22 protein-coding genes and 2 riboswitches are annotated in these 22,986 nt (G+C 26.7%); of the genes, 15 read left to right on the plus strand and 7 right to left on the minus strand.

The annotated features are described in order from the left end of the window. Positions 1 to 243: 243 nt before the first annotated feature. Entirely contained in the window at positions 244 to 507 is a 264-nt protein-coding gene (locus tag IC174_RS07740; RefSeq protein WP_227434999.1) for a hypothetical protein, read from the minus strand. 321 nt (positions 508 to 828) lie between these two features. Between IC174_RS07740 and IC174_RS07745 the strand changes: the two genes are divergently transcribed. The 4 genes from IC174_RS07745 to IC174_RS07760 all read left to right on the plus strand — a co-directional run bounded on the left by IC174_RS07745 (position 829) and on the right by IC174_RS07760 (position 4,437). Next, complete coding sequence (locus IC174_RS07745) at positions 829 to 1,401, plus strand: hypothetical protein (RefSeq protein ID WP_227435000.1); 573 nt, start codon at positions 829 to 831, stop codon at positions 1,399 to 1,401. Positions 1,402 to 1,502: 101 nt separating this feature from the next. After that, positions 1,503 to 2,501 (plus strand): DUF4003 domain-containing protein, encoded by a 999-nt coding sequence (locus tag IC174_RS07750; RefSeq protein WP_227482588.1) that lies wholly within the window; start codon positions 1,503 to 1,505, stop codon positions 2,499 to 2,501. Positions 2,502 to 2,872: 371 nt separating this feature from the next. Continuing rightward, entirely contained in the window at positions 2,873 to 3,511 is a 639-nt protein-coding gene (locus tag IC174_RS07755) for a lactate utilization protein (protein ID WP_227435003.1), read from the plus strand. Between the two features lie 26 nt (positions 3,512 to 3,537). Further along, positions 3,538 to 4,437 (plus strand): YegS/Rv2252/BmrU family lipid kinase, encoded by a 900-nt coding sequence (locus IC174_RS07760; RefSeq protein WP_227435009.1) that lies wholly within the window; start codon positions 3,538 to 3,540, stop codon positions 4,435 to 4,437. Between the two features lie 107 nt (positions 4,438 to 4,544). Here the strand turns inward: IC174_RS07760 and IC174_RS07765 are convergent, their stop codons facing one another. Next, positions 4,545 to 6,209 carry a glutamine--tRNA ligase/YqeY domain fusion protein gene (locus IC174_RS07765; RefSeq protein ID WP_227482589.1) on the minus strand — a complete coding sequence of 555 codons (1,665 nt, stop codon included), beginning with the start codon at positions 6,207 to 6,209 and terminating at the stop codon, positions 4,545 to 4,547. A 294-nt stretch (positions 6,210 to 6,503) separates the two neighbouring features. Here IC174_RS07765 and IC174_RS07770 point away from each other — a divergent pair, with 294 nt between their 5' ends. The 7 genes from IC174_RS07770 (at position 6,504) to IC174_RS07800 (ending at position 14,462) form a co-directional block, all read left to right on the plus strand. Next, a complete protein-coding gene (locus IC174_RS07770; protein ID WP_227482590.1) occupies positions 6,504 to 7,217 on the plus strand; it encodes a DUF2140 domain-containing protein in 714 nt (237 codons plus the stop codon). A gap of 160 nt (positions 7,218 to 7,377) precedes the next feature. Beyond that, positions 7,378 to 7,941 carry a hypothetical protein gene (locus tag IC174_RS07775; protein WP_227482591.1) on the plus strand — a complete coding sequence of 188 codons (564 nt, stop codon included), beginning with the start codon at positions 7,378 to 7,380 and terminating at the stop codon, positions 7,939 to 7,941. A gap of 301 nt (positions 7,942 to 8,242) precedes the next feature. Then, entirely contained in the window at positions 8,243 to 9,943 is a 1,701-nt protein-coding gene (locus IC174_RS07780; protein ID WP_227482592.1) for a hypothetical protein, read from the plus strand. A 168-nt stretch (positions 9,944 to 10,111) separates the two neighbouring features. After that, complete coding sequence (locus IC174_RS07785; protein ID WP_227435022.1) at positions 10,112 to 10,729, plus strand: hypothetical protein; 618 nt, start codon at positions 10,112 to 10,114, stop codon at positions 10,727 to 10,729. 109 nt (positions 10,730 to 10,838) lie between these two features. Beyond that, a riboswitch (Lysine riboswitch) is annotated at positions 10,839 to 11,007 on the plus strand. Between the two features lie 81 nt (positions 11,008 to 11,088). Further along, entirely contained in the window at positions 11,089 to 12,282 is a 1,194-nt protein-coding gene (locus IC174_RS07790) for an aspartate kinase (protein WP_227482593.1), read from the plus strand. A 17-nt stretch (positions 12,283 to 12,299) separates the two neighbouring features. Next, positions 12,300 to 13,592: a diaminopimelate decarboxylase gene (lysA, locus tag IC174_RS07795; RefSeq protein WP_227482594.1), complete on the plus strand. Its 1,293-nt coding sequence runs from the start codon at positions 12,300 to 12,302 to the stop codon at positions 13,590 to 13,592. 204 nt (positions 13,593 to 13,796) lie between these two features. Next, positions 13,797 to 14,462, plus strand: coding sequence for a hypothetical protein (locus IC174_RS07800; protein WP_227435027.1), 666 nt, complete (start codon positions 13,797 to 13,799; stop codon positions 14,460 to 14,462). A gap of 148 nt (positions 14,463 to 14,610) precedes the next feature. On the opposite strand, the gene IC174_RS07805 is transcribed toward IC174_RS07800, so the two are convergent. Continuing rightward, entirely contained in the window at positions 14,611 to 15,696 is a 1,086-nt protein-coding gene (locus IC174_RS07805; RefSeq protein WP_227482595.1) for an AI-2E family transporter, read from the minus strand. 191 nt (positions 15,697 to 15,887) lie between these two features. Between IC174_RS07805 and IC174_RS07810 the strand changes: the two genes are divergently transcribed. The 3 genes from IC174_RS07810 (at position 15,888) to IC174_RS07820 (ending at position 18,479) form a co-directional block, all read left to right on the plus strand. After that, positions 15,888 to 16,604, plus strand: a complete 717-nt coding sequence (locus IC174_RS07810) for a pseudouridine synthase (RefSeq protein WP_227482596.1) — start codon at positions 15,888 to 15,890, stop codon at positions 16,602 to 16,604. Positions 16,605 to 16,646: 42 nt separating this feature from the next. Beyond that, positions 16,647 to 17,228, plus strand: a complete 582-nt coding sequence (locus tag IC174_RS07815; RefSeq protein ID WP_227435032.1) for a tRNA (mnm(5)s(2)U34)-methyltransferase — start codon at positions 16,647 to 16,649, stop codon at positions 17,226 to 17,228. 378 nt (positions 17,229 to 17,606) lie between these two features. Beyond that, entirely contained in the window at positions 17,607 to 18,479 is an 873-nt protein-coding gene (locus tag IC174_RS07820; protein WP_227435034.1) for a MurR/RpiR family transcriptional regulator, read from the plus strand. Between the two features lie 185 nt (positions 18,480 to 18,664). On the opposite strand, the gene IC174_RS07825 is transcribed toward IC174_RS07820, so the two are convergent. After that, complete coding sequence (locus tag IC174_RS07825) at positions 18,665 to 18,865, minus strand: cold-shock protein (RefSeq protein ID WP_021384215.1); 201 nt, start codon at positions 18,863 to 18,865, stop codon at positions 18,665 to 18,667. A gap of 149 nt (positions 18,866 to 19,014) precedes the next feature. After that, positions 19,015 to 19,111, minus strand: a riboswitch (cyclic di-GMP riboswitch). Positions 19,112 to 19,375: 264 nt separating this feature from the next. Here IC174_RS07825 and hcp point away from each other — a divergent pair. Beyond that, on the plus strand, positions 19,376 to 21,034 hold the full coding sequence (gene hcp / locus IC174_RS07830) for a hydroxylamine reductase (RefSeq protein ID WP_227482597.1): 1,659 nt from the start codon (positions 19,376 to 19,378) through the stop codon (positions 21,032 to 21,034). A 48-nt stretch (positions 21,035 to 21,082) separates the two neighbouring features. On the opposite strand, the gene IC174_RS07835 is transcribed toward hcp, so the two are convergent. The 3 genes from IC174_RS07835 to IC174_RS07845 all read right to left on the minus strand — a co-directional run bounded on the left by IC174_RS07835 (position 21,083) and on the right by IC174_RS07845 (position 22,759). After that, positions 21,083 to 21,292: a helix-turn-helix domain-containing protein gene (locus IC174_RS07835; protein ID WP_227482598.1), complete on the minus strand. Its 210-nt coding sequence runs from the start codon at positions 21,290 to 21,292 to the stop codon at positions 21,083 to 21,085. Positions 21,293 to 21,302: 10 nt separating this feature from the next. Further along, positions 21,303 to 21,770 (minus strand): DUF2975 domain-containing protein, encoded by a 468-nt coding sequence (locus tag IC174_RS07840; protein ID WP_227435040.1) that lies wholly within the window; start codon positions 21,768 to 21,770, stop codon positions 21,303 to 21,305. Between the two features lie 290 nt (positions 21,771 to 22,060). Further along, entirely contained in the window at positions 22,061 to 22,759 is a 699-nt protein-coding gene (locus IC174_RS07845; protein WP_227482599.1) for an alpha/beta hydrolase, read from the minus strand. Positions 22,760 to 22,986 lie beyond the last annotated feature (227 nt).

Consider the following 22,986-nt stretch of genomic DNA (forward strand, 5'->3'; position numbering starts at 1 on the left):
TTATTAAAATAGAAAACTAAAATTTTTTTATTATTTATACAAATTGATTATTTTTTAGGTATATTAAAAGTTGTAATTTTATTTTTATATTGATTATTTATAGTATATTAAATGACAATGTATTAGATTATCTTGTTGTTTAAATAAGTATTTATAAGTATAAAATAAATATTACTAAAATAGATATTAATAGCCATTAAAATAAAAAGAAAAGTTCCTAATTTTTAGGAACTTTTTATTTGTTTAGTATAATGTATGAGTTTTTGCTTCAGCAATAGCTCTTGCTGCACTTTTAGGATTTTCTATATTCTCTTTTTTATAGAAATTAATTACTTCTTCTAAATCTTTATTTTCAATGTCATCTTTTCTATTTTCAAGAATATAATTTATGATTGATTCGTTTATAAAGTTTGATAAATCTGTATTTTCATTATTAGTCATTTTGTATACTTCTTGTAATAAAATTTCATTAACTTCAACTGTAATTTGTTTTGTATTTTTTATCATATTAATCACCTCTTAAAAAAATTATAGCATTTCAAAAAAATAAAATCAATATGTTTTAAAATTATAGAATTTTAATTCTTAAATTCTTAAAAATAGAAAAATTAAATAGAAGTGGTTTTGAGCTATTAAAAAGATTAATAAAAAAAATATTTAGTCATAAAAGCCTTATACTATATGATTCTAAGATGAAGGATTTATAAAGGTTTAGGGTGAATTAAGTATAAGACAACTTCTTAAAGCAAATGAGTATGGCATTTAAATCTAAATGTAGACATATAATATTAAATATGCTAATATATCAAAATAATAAGGGGGGAATTTATGAAGCTTAAAGAAGCATTGATTACATGTGTTGTATGTAGTGTATGTTTAACTCCATTATTGGTAAATGGAGAAACAAAAATAGATGCAGAGCATTGTAAAGAATCTATAGTAAATATAGATACTATAGTAACTTCAGGTAAAAACTTTAATTCTAAATATAATCAAGGTATGGAAGACTATAAAAGCAGTGATGAGTATAAATTGAAAGTGCAAAAAGAGAGACTAGAAAACCAGCTAGGAATCAAAATAAAGGATTTAATTCCTATAACATTTGAAGTGAGTTATTATACCAGCCTTAACCAAGAAAATGGATATGGAGCTATAACTGCTACAGGAGATGATTTAGAAGATGGTTTTGTGGCAAACAATCACTTAAGTTTTGGAACTAAGATTATTGTAGATGGTAAAGTAAAAACCGTTATGGATAGGGGGTCTAGTAAGTATTTTAGTAATTCTAATGCGATAGATGTATTTGTACCCAAATGGAGTAACGAAAGTGAATCAGAGTATTATGACAGGGTTAATAATATGGGAAGGCACTATAAAAAAGGATACATCATTATGGAATAATAGTTCTTCTTCAAGTAATATGTATTGATTGCAATATTTATTACATATATAATAGATATTAAGTTAATTAATACAACAATGTATATTACTGGGAGGGCAATATGGAACAAACTTTTATAAATGGGAAAATAAACTTATTAATGGAAAATTATAAAGCATTAAATGAAGTTAAAGGTTCTTGGCAAATGGGGTTAATTCAACATAGTTGTGCACTTGCATTTACGCTTAAGAACAAGAGGATAAGCCCTAGATTAGTAGAAGAGCGAATAGAGCTTATTAAAAAAAATACTGGATTATTCTCTAACTTTAGAGGATATAACATATTTTATATTGCAACACTACTTTCATTTGAATCAAATCCAGAAAGTAGTTTTAAGATGATTTTAGAGATATATAAAAATCTTAAAAATGAAAAGTTTTGGGGAGATACATATTTACCACTTACAGCATCAATAGTCTATGAAAATAGAGATAAAATGGATTATATTACATGTATATCAAAAATGAAAACAGTATACGAATATATGAAGAAAAAACATCCATTTTTAACATCTAGTGATGACTATTGTAATATAGCACTTATTGCAATTCATTCAAAAAATTTAGAAGAAGATTTAGGATACATAGAAAAATGCTATGAATTTCTAAATAAAAATGGTTTTTATAAAGGAAATGACTTACAAGCACTATCTCAAATTCTTTTATTTAGCGAAGATAGAACAATGGGTAAATGCAAAAAAACTATTGAACTTAAAAAAGCATTTAAAGAGAATGATTGTAAGTTAAATTATTATGGGTATCCAATAATAGGAGCAATTTCGTTATTAGATTATAAAGAAAATGAAATAATAGAAAATATAAAAAATGTTTCCAATAGACTTAAAGAAGAAAAAGGTTTTGGGAATTGGTCTTTAGGAAAAAGCAATAGAGTAATGATTAGTTCTGCTGTTGTGGCTTCTATTTATGCAGATTCAATACAAAAAGAAAATAATATAGATTCTATAGCTAATAATATATTTTTAAATATTATTATTGCTATTCAAGTTGCTTGTGTAATGGCAGCTACAAGTGCAGCTATAGCATCTTCTTCATCAAATTAGTGACATTATTTATTAAAATTGGATATAATAAACTTAATAATACAATTTATATGTTTAAAAAAGAATATGATATTACACTTAAATTAATTGTGATATTTAATAAAATAAAGCATATAATTAATATATAGATTTCAGAAAATATATAATACTACATACAAATATATAATACTACATACAATATAGGGAAAGTAGAAAAATACATCTACTTTCCTTTTTAATTATAAATTATGAGTTAGTCTTATAAAAAAATTTATGGAAAATTTATTTAAAGTTTTATATTGTATTTTTTCTTAGATGTACTAAAATAAAACTATAAAGAAAATAAAATTTATAACAAACTAATACATATTGAAAATAAGGGGGAAGTTGAGATGGATCAAAATCTAAATTGGCTTAAAGAAAAAAGAATAGAAAAAACAATAAAATCTCTAGAAAGTAATAACATGAAAGGGTATCTAGTAAATAATAAAGAAGAGCTTCTTAAAAAAATTGAAGAAATAGTAGAAGTAGGTTCTTTAGTAGGTTGTGGTGGCTCTATGACTTTATTTGAGACAGGAGTTATTGACTTTATAAGAGAAAAATATGATTTTCTTGATAGATATGCAAAAGATATTAAACCAGAAGAAATGAAAGAAATATACAGAAAATCATTTTGTGCAGATGCTTATTTTACAAGTACTAATGCAATAACAGAAAATGGAGAGCTCTATAATTTAGATGGAAATGGAAATAGAGTAGCTGCTATGATATATGGACCAGACAAAGTAATAGTTGTAGCAGGTGTAAATAAAATAGTTAAAGATGTAGATGAAGCTATAAAAAGAACTAAAACAATAGCCGCTCCAGCAAATTGCAAGAGACTGAATACAAATACTGGATGTAAGACTACTGGCATATGTATAGATTGTTCAAGTCCAGGAAGAATTTGCTGTAGCTATACACTTATAAAAAGACAATTAGCACCAGAAAGAATACATGTAATTTTCTTAAACGAGGACTTTGGATATTAAAAGAATAAAATAAGTAAGGAGAAATAATGAAAAAAGTAAAACTTATATACAATCCTAATTCAGGTGAAAAAAAAATATTATCAAATTTAGATACTATTATAGAATTATATCAAAAACAAAATTATTTATTGATACCCTATAGATTGAATATTAAAGAGCCTGTAAATAATGCATTTAAAGAAGTAGATAGTTCCTATGACCATATACTAATAGCAGGTGGCGATGGAACTATAGATTTAGTTGTAAATTCAATGAAAGAGTTAGATATAAAGATTCCAATCGGAATTTTACCTACAGGAACTGCAAATGATTTTTCAAATGCTCTTCAAATTCCATTTGATATAAAAGAAGCTATAAAGGAAATCATAAATTCAAAGCCAAAGAAAATAGACATAGGGAAGGTAAATAATAAATACTTTATAAATGTCGCAAGTGCAGGTATGTTTACTGATGTATCACAAAGAATAAGCACAGACTTAAAGAATTCGTTTGGAAGAATTTCTTATTATATAAAGGGAATAGAAGAAGCATTGTATATGAGGAAGTTTAAGATAAAAGTATATTCCAAAGAGATGAATTATGATGGAGATATGTATCTTATGCTGATTTTTAATGGAAAAACAGCAGGAAATATAAATTTAGCATATAAAGCTGAAATAGATGATGGATATTTAGATGTAATTATTTTTAAAGGAATGCCAATTCCAAAATCAATACCAGTTTTGATAAGTGTGCTTAGAGGTGATTACTTAGATCAATATAATGGAAATGAAATATTGTATTTTAAAACTAAAAAAGTAGATATAGAATGTAAAGATTCTCTTATAACAGACATTGATGGGGAAAAAGGTCCAGATTTTCCTCTCAATATAGAATGTATAAAAGATGGAATAGAGGTTATGGGAATCTGTAGTGGAAAAAGTTAATTATTTAAAATAAATGATGAAGACTAAAATAAAAAATTACTTCTAACTAAATTTATTTATAGTAGAAGTAATTTATATCTTAAGTCTTCATTTTTTAGTTATAACAATTATTTAGCAGGTTTAAAAGAGCTTTTTAAAGGAACTATTCTATTGAACACAAGTTTTTCCTTAGTTGTATATTTATTATCTATACTAAAGAACCCATTTCTAACAAATTGGAATTTATCAAAAGGTTTAGCATCTTTTACTTGTGTAGGCTCAACGAAACCTTGTAATATTTCTAATGAATTAGGATTTATCTGTTCTAAGAAATGCTTTCCTTCATTTTCAGGTAAATCATCAAGAATCAATGGCTCAAACAATCTAAATTCACATGGTATAGCTGATTTAGCATCAACCCAATGTATTGTAGATTTTACTTTACGACCTGTAAATCCAGAACCACTCTTAGTTTCAGGGTCATAAGTACCATGTATTTCAACTACATTTCCATTTTCATCCTTAATTACATCCGTACATTTTACGAAATAAGCTCCTTTTAAACGAACTTCATTTCCTGGGAAAAATCTGAAATATTTTTTAATAGGTTCTTCCATAAAATCATCTTGTTCTATATATAATTCTCTAGAAAAAGGAACTAATCTTTTACCTTGAGATTCATCTTTAGCATTGTTTTCTATTTCAAGCATTTCAACCTTATCTTCTGGGTAGTTGGTTATAACTAGCTTTAAAGGTCTTAAAACTCCCATAGCAAGTGGAGCCTTTGGCTGTAAGTTTTCTCTTAGGAAATAATCAAGCATTTGACTGTCTACTGTAGAGTTAACTTTCGATACTCCTATTTCACTACAAAAATTACGTAAAGCTTCAGCAGTATATCCCTTACGTCTAATTCCAGATATAGTAGGAACACGAGGGTCATCCCAACCATCAACAATTCCTTCGTCTACAAGTTGTTTTAATTTTCTTTTACTCATAACAGTATTGTTTATGTTAAGTCTAGCAAATTCTATTTGTCTAGGTACATTTTCCACTTCACATTCTCTGACAAACCAGTCATAAAGAGGTCTTTGGTCTTCAAACTCCAAAGTACATATAGAGTGAGTTATTCCTTCAATTGCATCTTCAATTGGATGAGCAAAAGCATACATAGGATATATACACCATTTATCTCCTGTATTATGATGTGTTGAATGAGCTATTCTGTATATAATTGGGTCTCTAAGGTTTATATTTGGAGAAGACATATCTATTTTAGCTCTTAATGTTTTTTCTCCATCTTTAAATTCACCATTTTTCATTCTTTCAAATAAATCTAGGTTTTCTTCAATAGTTCTATTTCTATAAGGGCTTTCTTTACCAGGTTCAGTAAGAGTGCCACGATACTCCCTCATTTCATCTTGTGTTAATTCACACACATAAGCTTTACCTTTTTTTATTAGGATTAAAGCTCTTTTGTACATTTCATCAAAGTAGTTAGATGCAAAATTTAATTCACTCCAATCAAATCCTAACCACTTAACATCTTCTTTTATGGATTCTACATATTCAACATCTTCTTTTAATGGATTTGTATCATCAAATCTTAAATTAGCCTTTCCATTAAATTCTTTAGCTAGTCCAAAGTTAAGACATATACTTTTTGCATGACCAATATGTAAATATCCGTTTGGTTCAGGTGGAAAACGAGTTATTATACTGTCATGTTTTCCTGTTTCTAGGTCATTTATAATAATATTTTTTATAAAGTTAGATGAGTTCGTTTCATTTGACATATTTTCATACCTCCTATTTAATTTGCTTATAATACAGAACACTACACTGTATTGCATAATATTAATTTTAATCCAAGATTAGAAAAAAATAAAGGTGTAATTAAGAGTATTATGCAAAATATTAACTTTTATACTAAAAACATGTTTTTTTACAGTTTATTTACAAAAAAGCAGATTAGTTGAATTAATCTTTAAAAGACTGTATTATAATATGTATATTGTTAAGAATATTATGTGAAGTTAGTTATCTAAATTTATTTTAAATCTGTTGGCAGATTTGTAAAGGAGACGATTATGGGAAGGATTGCAAAGATTATATTAAGCTTAATTGTTATTATTTTAGTGTTAACAGGTATTGTTGTATACATATTAACACCAAAAGAGAGATATGATGTTAGTTCACAAAATAATAAAATCATAGACGAAGAGTATTTATCAAAAGGTTCATATATAAATTCTATGGAAATAGTAAAAAATCCACTTAGAATGGTTGGAAAAGTATCTGTTTCCGAAGAAGAGTTTAGAAATCTAATATATACATTAATGAATAAACATGGAATTAAAGAATTTGAAAATAATTTTGTTGAGATGAAGGATGGAAAAATAAAAGTGGCAGGTCCATATAAGGTCTTTGGTCTAATCAATAGCCAATATGAGCTTGAACTAAAACCCACTTTAAAAAATGAAGATTTGGTTGTAAGTCTTGAAAATGTAAAGATTGGAAAATTTAAAATAAGTGATAAAATGCTAGAAAAAATACTAAGTAATTACAATAAAAAGGTTCCATTTGAGGTTAATGGAAATAAAATTACTTTAGAAAAAAGTTATCTTTATCCAGTAACACTTAAAAATATATCTATAAAAAAAGGAAATGTTGATTTGGATATGGAAGTAGAAATAGATTTAAAATCACAAATAAATGGAGCATTAGGTTATCTAAAGGATTCTGGAAAAGCTCAGGATATACTAAATCATTTGATTAATTTAAAGAAAACATCTGTTGGTTAAAAATATAGAAAATTTATATTTATATTTTTATTATATTTTATATAATATTAAAGCACTTTAAAATCAAAATTTGTAAAATAGCCTTTATTATGTTAGAATATTTTATGACATTAAGTTGTAAGTGTATAATATTATTTAATTACTAGATTGGGGGGAAATGATGAATAAAATTTATATTGTAACAACATATACAGGAACTGTATTATCTTATTTAATAAGAAATATAAGTAAAAAACTGTATACACATGTGTCAATATCATTAAATGAAAATTTAAAGCCAATGTATTCTTTTGGGAGATTAAATCCAAGAAATCCATTTATTGGAGGCTTTGTTGAAGAAAATATAAATCAAGGCTTATATGCTATAAGAAAAAATACTGTATGTAGAGTATATTCATTAGAAGTATGTAATTCACAATATGAAAATCTATTTAAAAATATAAAATTAATTAGTGATTATAGAGAAGATTACTATTATGATATAATGGCATTGATATATTTATCTATGAATATTCACAGAAAAGTTGAATATAAATACGTATGTTCAAACTTTGTTGCTGATATGTTAGAAAAAAGTGAAATAGATATTTTGAATAAAGAAGCATTTGAAGTAACACCAAATGATTTCTATAATTTAAATGGTTTAACTTTAGAGTATGAAGGTTTATTGTCAGAATATAATTCTAAACAGCATTCTTATGTATCCAAAATGGCAAACATATAAAAAATTTATTTTAAAATTTATCATATAAAAATATTGCTAAATAATTAGGCTGAAGATGGTAGTTTAACTTCGAGAGGATTAAGAATTCGTAAATCTTAGTTAGAACACTTTCTTCAGTTTTTGATTTTCTGTAGTTATTTACATGATTATAATATTTTTTTGAGATATACATCAAATATAAATAAATAGTGGTACAAAAGTATAAAGATATCTTAATACATAATAAATATGATAAATATTTATTTTTTGTAAATATATGGATATAATAGTAATAATAATATTTTATAGAGAGGAGTATTAAATGAAACGATATCTTAAAACATATGGAGTTTCACTCATAATTGTAGCAATTTATGCATTTATTAAATTACCTGTACTTAGACTGGACTTCACATCTTTATTTTCAGTAGGAATAATATTTTTTGTTGTAGCAGGAATATTAGATATGATGCTAGATAGAAATGAAAGAACATCTAAACTTGCTAAATATAATTTCTCAATAGCAATAGCTTTACTTGTATATGTTGTAGTTGTACCTTTTATAGCCTCTACACCTGTACTTCATGCAAAAGCCTATAAAGACTTATTAGGAAAGGTGACTGAGAGTAAATTTACTGATGATATGAGTCCTGTCAGTGTAAATGACATTCGTCTTGTAGATGAAGACATGGCAATGAAATTAGGTGATAAAAAACTTGGAGAAGTTCCAGCTATAGGTAGTGTATCAAAATTAGGAAAGTTTCATATACAAAATGTAGATGGAGAGTTGTACTGGGTAGCACCTCTTGTGCATAGAGATATAATTAAATGGGTTACATCTTTAAGTGGTACAAGTGGATATGTAAAGGTATCAGCAAGTAATCCTCAAGATGTTCAACTAGTTCAAGAAATAGATGGAAAACCAATAAAGATAGTATATCAACCAGAAGCTTATTTACATCAAGATTTACAAAGACATTTATACATACATGGTATTGTAAATGTTGGTATGACAGATTTTACTCTTGAAATAAATGATGAAGGAAGACCTTATTGGGTTGTAAGTTTATATGAACATAAAATTGGTTATGGAGGAGCAAATGCCACAGGCATAGCTACCGTTGATGCAGAAACTGGAAAAATAAATGTCTATAATGTTAAAAATACACCTAAATGGGTAGATAGAATACAACCACAAAAATTTGTAACAGACCAAATTCAAGACTGGGGTGTTTATGTCAATGGATTTTTAAATTCTGTTATATCAGAAAAGGGAGTACTAGTGCCAACAGAAGGGACATCGCTAGTCTATGGAAATGACAATAGGTCATATTGGTATACAGGTATAACATCGTCTGGTGGAGATGAATCTACAATTGGATTTATGCTTGTTGACTCTAGGACTAAAGAAGCTAAACTGTATAAGCAGCCAGGAGCAACTGAGACAGCTGCGATGAAATCAGCTGAAGGTAATGTTCAAGAAAAGAATTATGAAGCTACATTCCCTGTTATGTACAATATATTAGGTCAGCCAACATATGTATCATCTTTAAAAGATAAAGCTGGTCTTGTAAAGAGAGTAGCTTTTGTATCTGTTGAAGATTATAATGTACTTGGTCTAGGGGAAGATAAAAATGAAGCTTTAAGAAATTATAAAGATTCATTAGAATCTAAAGGCAATGACTTAAAGCTTGATAATGATATGAAAGATGAAGTTATAGAAGGTGTAGTAACTAGAATAAGTCCTGATGTGCGAGGAGGAAATACTAATTACTATGTAACTTTAGATTCTAATAAAGAGATAATATTTAAAGCTACCTCAAAAGTATCTAGCGAATTACCATTGACTCAAGTTGGAGATAAAGTTAAAATATCATATTCAAAAGAAGAGTCTGGTGTAATTGAAATGTCAGAATTTGATAACTTAAATATTGCAAATTTTGATGATAAAAAAGCAAAACAAGAGACAGGAACTAATGAAGATACAAATTCACAAGATTCTGAAAGTCAAAGCAATGTGTAACTTAGTAAAAAAACTGTAGATAGTGTTTAGTGCATTAATAGCTAGTTTTTATAGAGATAAATTCTATAAAAACTAGCTATTTTATTTTAATTCTTTGTAAATTTAATGTCATAAATTTAATATAATATTAGTACAACTTTGCAAATAATACTTCAAGGAGAATGTACTATGACGAATATGGAAAAAGAGATATTGCTTTTAATTAGCAGGGTTAGATGTGTTACAGAAGCTCAATTTAGAAAGATTTATGGAGACCAAAAAAGATACAATAAAAAAAATTTCAAAAAAACATTGAGAAAAATGTGTAGTGAGTATACACTAAAAAAATATCCATGTGATGTGGATTATCGTAACTATAAGGACCTCTCATATGTTTACTATTTGAATGGTAGTAAGCTTTTTAAGGGAGATGATTTAATAAAGGCTCTAGTAGGGTCAGAACTAGTTGTTAGAATTAATACTGCAGGTTGTGATGTAAAAAGATTTTATCGAAATGTTAGTGTAGATGATGTTAAATATGATTTATTTATTGAATATACAGATCAATTTGGCAATATAAAGCAGGTTTTAGTAGATGTTGATTTAAATAATGAAATAGATGTTTCTAAATATGAGAATCTCTCTAGAAAAATAGATAAATCTACAATTCCATTTTTTAGAGTACCAAATATTTTGGTGGTTACACCAGATAATTTATCTGAATTAAATGACTTAGAGAAAGAAGATAATGAATATAGTATAAATTTTATAGATTTAGGATTAAATAAACTATTTAATTGTATATAAGATATTTTAGAAAATAAAGTTTTTGATTTGCCACATTTTGTAAAAAAATTGTTGCAATATTATATAGAATATGATAAAACTATATTAATAAATTAATTAATAATAATGAGCCTAGGGTAGAGGTAGCTATATTCAAGAGTAATCAATAGTAGCTGGTAAGTGTTGATGATTGATGAAAGGGTCTATAGCCGAAGAAAAGTTGTTGACAAACAGATTTTCTGGACTTATGCAGAATATGCATAAGGCTGTCACTTTTAAAGTGGTGAGCTACAAGGTTACTTGGTCTATGAAGTTCACACGTCCAAAGTATACCTTTGGGCGTTTTTATTTATCAAAATTTAGCTTGAGGGGGAAAGAGCATGAGTATAATTGTCCAAAAATATGGAGGAAGTTCAGTTGCAGATACTGACAAAATAAAGTCAATTGCAGAAAATATAATAGAAAGAAGAAAAGAAAATCCACAAATGGTAATAGTTGTATCTGCTATGGGAAAATCAACAGATGAATATATAAACTTGGCAAAAGAATTGAGTAATGAACCTAGTAAAAGAGAGCTAGATGCTTTAATGTCTACTGGAGAAATGATTTCGGCATCTTTATTATCAATAGCATTAAATGCACTTGGTTGTAAAGCCATAAGCTATAATGCTTATCAATTAAATATAAAAACAAGCGGACTTCATGGAAAATCTCAAATTGACGATATAAATGTAAATAGAATAAAGAATAGTTTAGATGAAGGGAATGTTGTAATAGTAACTGGATTTCAAGGAATCAATGAAGATGGTGATGTAACTACTCTTGGAAGAGGTGGTTCAGACACATCTGCTGTAGCTCTTGCAGTTAAATTAAATGGTAAATGTGAGATATATACAGATGTTGATGGAATTTATTTTACAGACCCAAGAAAATATGCAAAGGCAAGTAAACTTGATGAGATTGAATATGAAGAGATGCTTGAATTAGCAAGTTTAGGAGCACAAGTAATGCATTCAAGAAGTATAGAACTTGCACAAAAATATGGTGTTGAAATTTATGTTGGACGTACATGTGGTACAGTAAAAGGAACATATATAAGAGGGGGAAAAGACATGAAATTAGAGGATAAAGTAATAACAGGATTAGCTACTAGTGATGATGATAGTTCTATAACAATAAAAGATTTTAAAGTAGAAAATATATCTAGTTTATTTGAAGATATAGCAACTATGGGAATAAGTGTGGATATGATAAGTCAAACTGCACCTATTTTAGATAAAATAAGTGTGTCATTTACAGTTCCAAAAGAAGAATTAGGAGAGTGCAAAAAGATAGTGTCTAAATATACAAATGAAGAACATGTAGTAATTGATAATAACATCACTAAATTCTCTTTAGTAGGTCTTGGTATGAAAAATACTTCTGGAGTTGCTGCTAAAGTATTTAAGATATTTAATGAAAATGGTATAATGGTAAAACTTATAACTACATCAGAAATTCGTATAACTTGTGCCATAAATTCTGATGATAAACAAGTAGCTATTGAGAAAATAGCAGAAGTATTTAATATATAAAACTTAGGGAGGATATTATGAAACTTCATGGAACTATGACTGTAAAAGACAATGAATTATATATTGGAGGTGTAAGCTGTCTAGAGCTTAGTAAAAAATATCAAACTCCATTATATGTATTTGACGAAGACTTAGTAAGACAAAACTGTAGAGAATATATAAAATATTTTAAGGCTAAAGATGGAAAAAATAAAGTTGCTTATGCAGGTAAGGCATTTTTACCTCTTTATATGTGTAATCTTATAAATGAAGAAGAGATGTGTTTGGATGTAGTTTCAGGAGGGGAACTATATACAGCTTATAAATCAAATTTTCCTATGGAAAAAGTTTTCTTTCATGGAAACAATAAAACTGAAGAAGAAATAAATATGGGATTAGATTTGGGAGTAGGTAAGTTTGTAGTAGATAATTTCTATGAGTTAGATTTAATTGAAAAATTATGTGAAGAGAAGGAGAAAACTCAAGAAATATATTTTAGAATAACACCTGGTATAGAAGCTCACACACACGATTATATAAAAACAGGTCAAATAGATTCTAAATTTGGTTTTGCTTTAGTAAATGGAGATTTGTTTAGAGCAATAGAAAAATTGAATGATTATACAAATATTAAATTGGTAGGTCTTCATGCTCATATCGGTTCACAAATATTTGATGTAGAACCATACATAGATACAGTAGATATAATGATGAACTTAGTAAAAGAAATAAAAGAAAAATTTAATATACAGCTGACAGAAATTGACTTAGGCGGAGGTGTAGGTGTTTATTATAGTAAAGGTGATAAACCTAAAACTATAAGAGAATTCTGTGAAACTATAATCACTAAAGCAGAAAATTCTTGTAAAGAACTTGGAATAGAAGTACCTACATTGGTAATAGAACCAGGAAGATCAATAGTTGCAAATGCAGGAAGTACATTGTATACAGTAGGTTCAATAAAAGATATAAAAGATGTTAGAGTTTATGTAAGTGTAGATGGAGGTATGACAGACAATGTAAGACCTTCACTATATCAAGCTAATTATGAATGCAGTATTGTAAATAAGATTAACCATGAGACCATGAACCATGTAACAATAGCTGGTAAATGTTGTGAAAGTGGAGATATATTAATTGGAGATATAGATATAATGGATATAAAAAGTGGAGATGTACTTATAACAACATCAACAGGTGCATATGGATATTCAATGTCTTCAAATTATAATAAAATACCAAGAGCAGCAGTAGTGTCAGTATTTGATGGAGATGACAAGATAATTTGTAAAAGACAAAGTTATGAAGACTTATTATCTTTAGAAGTATAGAAGAAGAATTAAATATTAAATTTTAAAATAAGTAGATTAGACGATATATCTATAGATTTAAACTAATTTTTAGTTTGTTATAGTTATTCAAGTCATATCTACTTATTTTCTGTTTTATTAACAATTTTCCTGTAATAAATATAAAATATTTTAAAAACTTCCTGATTATGATAAAATTTAAAGTATATGACAAGGAGGGATTTAATGAGAGGAAGAGTAATTTTATTGATATCGATATTATCTATATTTCTTGTAGGATGTTCATTTAATAAAAAAGATGAAATAAGTTCAACTGAGCAAGGAAAAATATATTTAGAGAAACATGACTATAAAAAAGCTATGGAAGCATTATCCTCTGCATTAGAAGAAGATAGCGCTAATGAAAATGCAAGAGCTATGTATATGCAATCTATGAGAATGCTAAATGTGGATGAATTTGAAAAAGCTACAAATTATACGGATGCAATTAAAGAGCTTAAGCTTATAGAGAAAATTAAAAACGGCTCATCTGTTATTAAAAATGAAGCATCTAAAAAGAAAGAGGAATTGACTAAATTAGAAAAAGAACAGAATGAAGCAGAGGAAGAACGAAAGAAAAAGGCAAAAGACACAGCTGGAGAAGATAGGTATAGAGTGGAATCAGAAGCAAAGAAATCTTCCTATAGTGAAAAGAGTAAAAATAATAAATCTAATTCCAAAAACAAAAATACAACTTCAAACAATAACAAAGATGTAACTAACAATGATTCTTCTCAAAATCAAGAAAAACCAAATACGAGCAATCCAACACCGACACCAACTCCACCTTCATCAGAAAATAGTGGAGGGTCAGATAGTAGTGGAAATTCTCAGAACTCAAATAATCAGTAAATGTAAAGTATTACATATAAAAAATTAAGACTTTGTATCAGAAAATGAAATTAACTTTTAGCATATATTCTTTGCCAAGAGTTAATTTCATTTTTTTATAGTAATGTAATAGATAATAATTAATTTTTAAAATTATAAAAGATAAAGCTTATTGCAATCTCTTGTCAATATATTTGTCAATAGAAGTTTTTACAACAGCAGCTACAGGTACTGAAAGAAAAACACCTATAAATCCAAAAAGAGACTGTCCTATTAAAATCGCAGAAATTATCCATATAGCTCCTATTCCAACTTGATTGCCCATAACCTTTGGCTCTATGAAATTTCCATCTAGTTGTTGTAATATAAATATAAATACGATAACCCATATGGTTTTTTGTGGGCTGTATAAAATTGTCATAGCTACTGGAGGTATAGCTCCAATAAATGGCCCTAGATAAGGTATTATATTTGCTAAAAATATTATTGAAGCTAAAAATAAAGCATTTTCTATTCGAATGATAAATTGAAATCCTATAAATGCAATTATACCAATAATGAGAGAGTCTAAAATTCTACCAATTAAATAATCATAAAAAATATCATGAGTAGTTCTAAAAAATTCTATAATGTCATCAGCTTTGTTTCTAGCAGTAGAAGAATATAGCAATCTTTTAAATCCTAATGCAATTTTTTCCTTATCATATATAATATATATAGATAATATAAAGCCCATTACCATACTAAATAGCATAGATGATATGCTAAGTGTATAGATTAAAAAGTTTTTAGGAATTCTACTAATAAAATTACTAGCTTCTTTTAATGCATTATCTAAGCTGTGTTGTATATGAGGAATTAGAGCTTTTAAAAAATCTATGTTTGACATATTTTTTTCTATAAAATTATCTATATAATCACTGTAGATAGGCATTTCATTTATTAATCTATTTAATGTATTGGCTATTGAAGGAATTAGTAATCTAATACCAAAAGCTAAAATAATACCTATCAATATATAAGATAAAAAAATGGATAAAAGCCTATGTGTTTTAAATTTTATTTCAAAAAGCATTACAAGAGGATTTAAAAGCAAAGCGAGTAAAATAGCTAGTAAAAATGGACTAAAAAAACTTAATAATCCTTCAATGCTAGATATAAAATCTGCTGGAGTATTAATAAACTTAAAAAATAAAATTCCAATAAACACGACCATTAAATAATATTTTACATTTTCTTTTGAAATAATAATCACTTCCTTAAAATAGTGTTTAATCAGCTATTACATATTAATAGTATGTGAAAAGAAATTACAATTATTTAGGAAAATTAAATAATTTTTTGGCTTGTTTTTAATTAAGGTCTAGTATAGTATAATAATGTAACAAAATTAATGTTGATAAAAATATTAAATAACATATAATTTAAGATAAGAAAGGATTATGTATGAGAATTAATAAATATATAGCTTCTTGTGGAATTGCATCTAGAAGAAAAGCAGAAGAAATCATTCTTGAAGGAAGAATAAAGGTAAATGGAAATATAGTAAAAGAGCTATCTTTTAATATTGATGAAGAAAAAGATATAGTAGAATTTGATAATAAAGCAGTAAAGCCAAGCGAAAATTATGTCTATATAGTATTGAATAAGCCAGAAGGTTATATAACTACTGTAAAAGATCAGTTTAATAGAGCAAGTGTAATAGATATATTAAAAGATGTAAAGGAAAGAGTATATCCAATAGGGAGGTTAGATTATGAAACAAGTGGGCTTTTGATACTTACTAATGATGGAGATTTAACATATAAACTTACTCATCCAAAACATGAAATTAATAAAACTTATGTGGCAAGTGTAAAAGGAATTATAAATAAGGATGAAATAAAAAATTTTGAAAAAGGACTAAAAATAGAAGATTATACAACAGCACCTGCTAAAATCAGAGTAACTAAGGAAAATAAAGAAAAGAATTATTCAGTATGCGAAATAACTATACATGAAGGAAGAAATAGACAAGTAAGAAAAATGTGTAAGGCTATAAATCATCCAGTTTTAAACTTAAGAAGAATTTCTGTAGGGAAAATAGTATTAAAAGATATAAAAGTTGGTGAATATAGATACTTAACAGAAGATGAAATAAAATATTTAAAATCAATAAAATAACATGAAAATGAAATGAAGTTAATAGTAGGGAGAAATAATATTATGGCATATGCAAAACATTTAACTAAAATTACAGATATAAATAAATTTTATTTAGAAAATATTATTAATAAAGGTGATGTAACAATAGATGCTACCATGGGAAATGGTTATGATACAAAGTATTTGGCTGAAAAGGTTGGAGAAAAAGGCTTTGTATATGCTTTTGATATACAAGAAGAAGCTCTAAAATCTACAAGAAAAAAATTAGAAAAAGAAGGATATATAGATAGAGTAAAATTAATACTTGATGGTCATGAAAATATCGATAAATATGTAAAAGAAGAAGTTTCATGTGTTTTATTTAATTTAGGATATCTTCCAAGAGCAAAACATCTAATTATAACTAAACCAGATACAACTTTAAAAGCTATAAAGTCTAGCTTAGAAATATTAAAAGAAAATGGAATAATAAGTATTGCTATATATACAGGACATGATGGAGGGCAAGAAGAAAAAGATAGTATATATAATTTTGTAAATAATTTAAATCAAGATGAATTTAATGTTTTAGAATCTAAATTTTTAAATCAAGTCAATAACCCACCACAATTGATTTTAATTGAAAAGAAAAAATCACAATAAACACTAAAAAAAACTTGACAAGATTCTATTAAGAGTTAATATATATATTGTAACCTTTTAAAAACACTTTAAATAATAAGTATATGATAATTTACTTTTAAAGTAAGTAATGTACTTAAATATGCAAAATAAAATATTTAACTTTTAAATGAGTAAAAATTGAAAATTTTAAAAGAAATATTGAATAAATCTTAAAAAATGCAAGGAAAGATGGTATAATAAATTTAATCGAAAATACTATGTGAAGTATAAGGTACAGAAAAGTTAGAATTTTATGAGTTTAAGAAGCTGAGATAAAAACTAAAATAATAAAATTTTTAGAAAAAATATTAGTAGTGATAAAAAGAAAATAGTTTATATAACTAAAAGGAGAAAAAAATGGAAGAAACAAATGAAATGAAAGATAGTAAACATTTGATATCAAATATACAATCTCAATACACGAGGTTAAGTAAGGGGCAAAAACTTATAGCACAATATATTTTGAATAATTATGATAAAGTTGCATTCATGACTGCATGCAAATTAGGTGAAACTGTAGGAGTGAGTGAATCTACTGTTGTAAGGTTTGCAAATGCTCTAGGCTATAGTGGGTATCCAAAATTACAAGCTGCACTTCAAGAACTCATAAAAAATAAATTAACTACAGTACAAAGAGTTGAAATGGCACATGATTATTCTGATGATTTTGCAATATTGAACAAAGTTTTAAAGAGTGATATAGATAATATAAGATCAACATTAGAAGAAATTGATGAAAAAGCATTTAAGGAAGCTTCTAATAAACTTTTAAAGGCAAGAAAAATATATATACTTGGTATGAGAAGTTCTTTTGTAGTAGCTCAATACCTAGGTTTTTACTTAGATATAATACTTGATAATGTCCATATAATTAGAATGGATATGGGAGATGCATTTGAACAGATTGTAAGAATAAACGAAGAAGATGTTATAGTTGCAATTAGTTTCCCACGTTATTCAAAAAAATCTTATCAAATTGTCAATTATGCTAAGGAAAAAGGAGCACATGTAATTTCATTAACAGATAGTTTATTTGCACCAGTAGCAGCACTTGCAGACAATACTCTTTTGGTTAAGAGTAATATGGCTTCATTTGTAGATTCACTAGTTCCAGCACTTAGTATTTCAAATGCTCTTGCAATCTCTGTTGGTATGAAAGAAAAAGAAGATATTAAACAGCACTTCGATGACTTAGAGCAAATCTGGAAGAGATATTCTGTATACGAGTAAAGTTTATATATTAATAAGTATGATTAATTATTAAAAATCTCAAATCCATCAGTTTTTGAGTAAAAATACTATAAAAAACTGACTGACATTTAACTGACAGTCAGTTTTTTTATTTAAATAAAATTTTGCTTAAATTATCAATAAAAAAAGACTCTCAAAAGAGTCTTTCCCGAAAAATCTATATATTATAATATAGTTATATTTTCTGCTTGAGGACCTCTAGCGCCTTTAACTATATCAAAGCTTACTTGTTGACCTTCTTCTAATGATTTAAATCCTGAAGTTTGTATAGCTGAGAAATGAGCAAATACATCATCTCCACCTTCTATTGATATAAACCCAAATCCTTTTTCATTATTAAACCATTTCACTATTCCATTATTCATTAAAAATACTCCTATTAACCTATATCAAGATATACTTGATTTAATTGTGTATTACCACAAATACTATTATATCATAGATTAATAGGAATGTCTATTCAATTATATTTTTTAGTTAACATTTTTGGTTATTATTAGTCTTAAAAATATATTTTTAAGACTGTCTGACATAACTCATAATTTAATTTATAAGTCTTAGTCCCTATAGCTTTGCGTCACTAAATTTCTCTAGTTTTGCCGATTTAGTTTTATTCTACAACTACAATAATACATTAGAATGAGTTATTATTCAACATTCTTGTTTTAAAATCAAATAAATTTAAAAATAGTTTACTTAAATTTTTAAATCATATCTAAAATAATTTAGGAGTACCTTTAAATTTACTTACTTTCATTATAGAGAATACTTATCATAGTATGTACATTTGAAGATGCAATTTTAATTTACTATTTTTATAATATATAACATATATGGGTAAACTATGTAACAAGGTAAAGAGGAGGTATAAATATATGGAAAATTCAATGTTCTGTTATCAATGCGAGCAAACTGTTGGTGGAAAAGGATGTACAAAAATAGGGGTTTGTGGTAAAACGCCAGAAATAGCAGCACTTCAAGACTTATTAATCTATCAATTAAAAGGTATAAGTTGTTATGCTAAAGTTTTGTTAGATAATGGAGAAAAAATAGATAAAGATATAGTTTCTTTTGTAGAAAATAGTTTATTTACGACTTTAACAAATGTAAATTTTGATGGTGATGTACATGAAAATATGCTAAGAAAATCACAAGAAATAAAGCAGAGATTAAGAGAAAAAATTAAAGAACCTATTGTAAACAATGAGTATGCTGAATATAATTTAAGTGAAACAAGAAGTCAAATGATAGAAGATGCTAAAAGAGCTGGAATAATGTTTGATGAAAGTTTAAACCCTGATATACGTTCACTAAGAATGACAATACTTTATGGATTAAAAGGAATAAGTGCTTATGGGCATCAGGCTAGAGAGCTTGGATATTATAATAATCAGGTAGATGAATTTTATTTTAGAGCATTATCAGCAATTACAGATGATGATATTTCTTTAGAAAACTTAATAACATTAACTCTTAAGACGGGTGATATGAGTGTTGCTGTAATGCAAAAACTAGATGAAGCTAATACTACCATTTATAAAAATCCAGAACCTCATAAGGTAAATGTAAAAATAAAAAAAGGACCTTTTATAATAGTTTCAGGACATGATTTAAAAGATTTGGAAATGTTACTTAAACAAACAGAAGGAAAAGGGATAAATATATATACTCATGGAGAAATGATTCCTTGTCATGGATATCCAGAATTAAATAAATATACTCATTTAGTAGGGAACTTTGGAGGAGCATGGCAAGATCAACAGAAGGAATTTGATTCTATACCAGGATGTATACTGATGACAACAAATTGCTTAATGAAACCAAGAGATTCTTATAAAGATAGAATTTTTACAACTAGTGTCGTCGGATGGGATGGTGTAAAATATATAGGTAAAAGTGAAAATGGAGAAAAAGATTTTAGTGAAATAATAAATAAAGCACTAGAACTTGGTGGGTTTGAAGAAAGTGAAGAACCATATGAAATATTAGTAGGATTTGGACATAATGCTACATTAAGTAATGCACCAGCAATAGTAGATGCAGTTAAATCTGGAAATATAAGACATTTCTTCCTTATTGGAGGATGCGATGGTGCAAGACCTGGAAGAAACTATTATACTGAGTTTGCTAAACAAGTTCCTAAAGATTGTATAATTCTTACACTTGCATGTGGAAAGTATAGATTTAATAAATTAAACTTTGGTGAAGTAGCGGGGTTTCCTAGGTTGTTAGATGTTGGTCAATGTAATGATGCTTATTCAGCAGTAAGAATAGCCTTAGCTTTAGCTGATGCATTTGATACAGATGTGAATAGTCTTCCTCTCTCAATAATATTATCATGGTATGAGCAAAAAGCTGTGGCAGATTTATTAGCATTATTATCACTAGATATAAAAAATATTTATTTAGGGCCAAGTTTACCAGCCTTTATAAGTCCAAATGTACTACAATACTTAGTTGATACATTTAATTTAATACCTATTAGTACACCTGAAAAAGATTTGGCAACATGTCTAAATGTTCCACTAAAATAATAAAAGCTATAGGTGATAATCAAAAAGAGTGTTTTAGACACTCTTTTCTTAATCATCTTCTACATATTCAAGTATATCACCTGGTTGGCAGTCTAAAGCTTTACAAATTTCATTTAGAGTGGTGAATCTAACAGCTTTTGCTTTACCAGTCTTTAAAATTGATAAATTAGCATTTGTAATATCTATTTTTTCAGCCAAATCTTTAAGTGATATTTTTCTTTTTGCCATCATTACATCTAGATTAACTATAATTGCCATAATATCACCTCTATATCGTTAAATCGTTATCTTCTTTTATTTTTATAGCTTTATTAAATGTTTCAGCAATTACAAAACACATTAGTGAAAAGATAAAAGAGATGACCATAAGTGGTGAAATTCCTCCATTATCAGTTCCAAATATTTTTATAGGACCAGCATTTACACTATAACCATTGATACATTCAATTATAGTATTTATCAATAAGCAATATCCCATTATTTTAAATCTCTTAACATTTTCAAGTATAAAAGGTGAGTATTTAGTGCTATTAATTATAAAAGTTAGGAATAAAATAACTATATAATAGTCAGAAAAATAAACAATTCTAACAATTGTAATAATCAATTTTTCAAAGCTAAAATTATACAAAGATATGGGTATCATACATAAGAATATTATACCTGTTGCAGCCATACTTACTAACATAATGTACAAAAACACTGTTAGAATATTTCTAAAAAATTTTGTACTCATAAATACCATCTCCTTAATATAGGTTATATTATTGATTATAATATATAATTTATTGTTTTTCAATAAAAAAATATTGATTAAAATATAAAAATATTATTGTATATATAAATAAAAATATTAAGGTGGTAAGTTTATATGAAAAAGAATATAAGTTCTAAAATATTAAATAATATTATGCTAGTTGGAATAATTTTAGCTTTATTATCGCTTATTTTAATGATACTAAAATAAAGTGAATTGATAGAATAATTATTCTAATTTATAGATAAATAGTAATAATGAAATTATCTTCATTCAAATAAAGTATTTGTCCATTTATTTAATACTTTTAATTGCTCTTGTGTATTAAACCAATGCTCCCCGTTTTCTATAACTGTTAAATTACAATTAAAATGGCGTGTAAATTTATCTACCACACTTAGTTCTGTAAGTTCGTCATGTTTACCATATAGTATTCTTGTTGTAGTGTTCCATTTAGTAATAGGATGTTTTTTGACATATTGCAGATATTCCCATGAAAGTGTATGACCAAATGAAGTTGGAATAATTAGTTCATGTTTAAGTTGTTCTTCTGATACATTTTCCCAAAGCATCATATTAGAAATAAGCTGTTGCATATCGAGAATTGGAGATACAAAAACACACTCTTCCAGATTCTCATTTTCAAAACTTAACATACTAAACCATGCACCAATACTATTTGCATATAATGCAATTTGATTCCAATTAGATTTTGCATATTTCATTATAGCTAATAACTCTGGAACAACATTCCATGGGTCAAACGAAATGTTTTCTTCTTTACGTTCTCCATGTTTAGGTAAATCAATGCTTAAAACCTGCCATCCATGATTAACAGCGATATTAGCAAAACTTTCGGCTTCTTCTTTATAACCGCATTGTCCGTGTATATAAATATACAATTTGTTTGAAGGATTTCCCCAAAGAATTGAAGGAATTCCATGAATTTGAAAATATTTCTTTTCCATAAAAATCTCCCTTCAGTTTAATATATAGTATCTATTGATATATCTATTAAACTATAAAATTATACTGTAATATTCTAATTTAATTAGTTATAATACTAATATAGTTAGTATTATATTAAACTAAAATTAAATTGTCAACATTGCACTCAATATAAAGTTTTTTATAAGTCTTAATTGTTGACGAAGCTAATTAGATTAGTTAAACTAATAAAGTAATTAATTTTAGT

The organism is Clostridioides sp. ES-S-0001-03 (assembly GCF_020676075.1).
Lineage (GTDB): Bacteria > Bacillota > Clostridia > Peptostreptococcales > Peptostreptococcaceae > Clostridioides.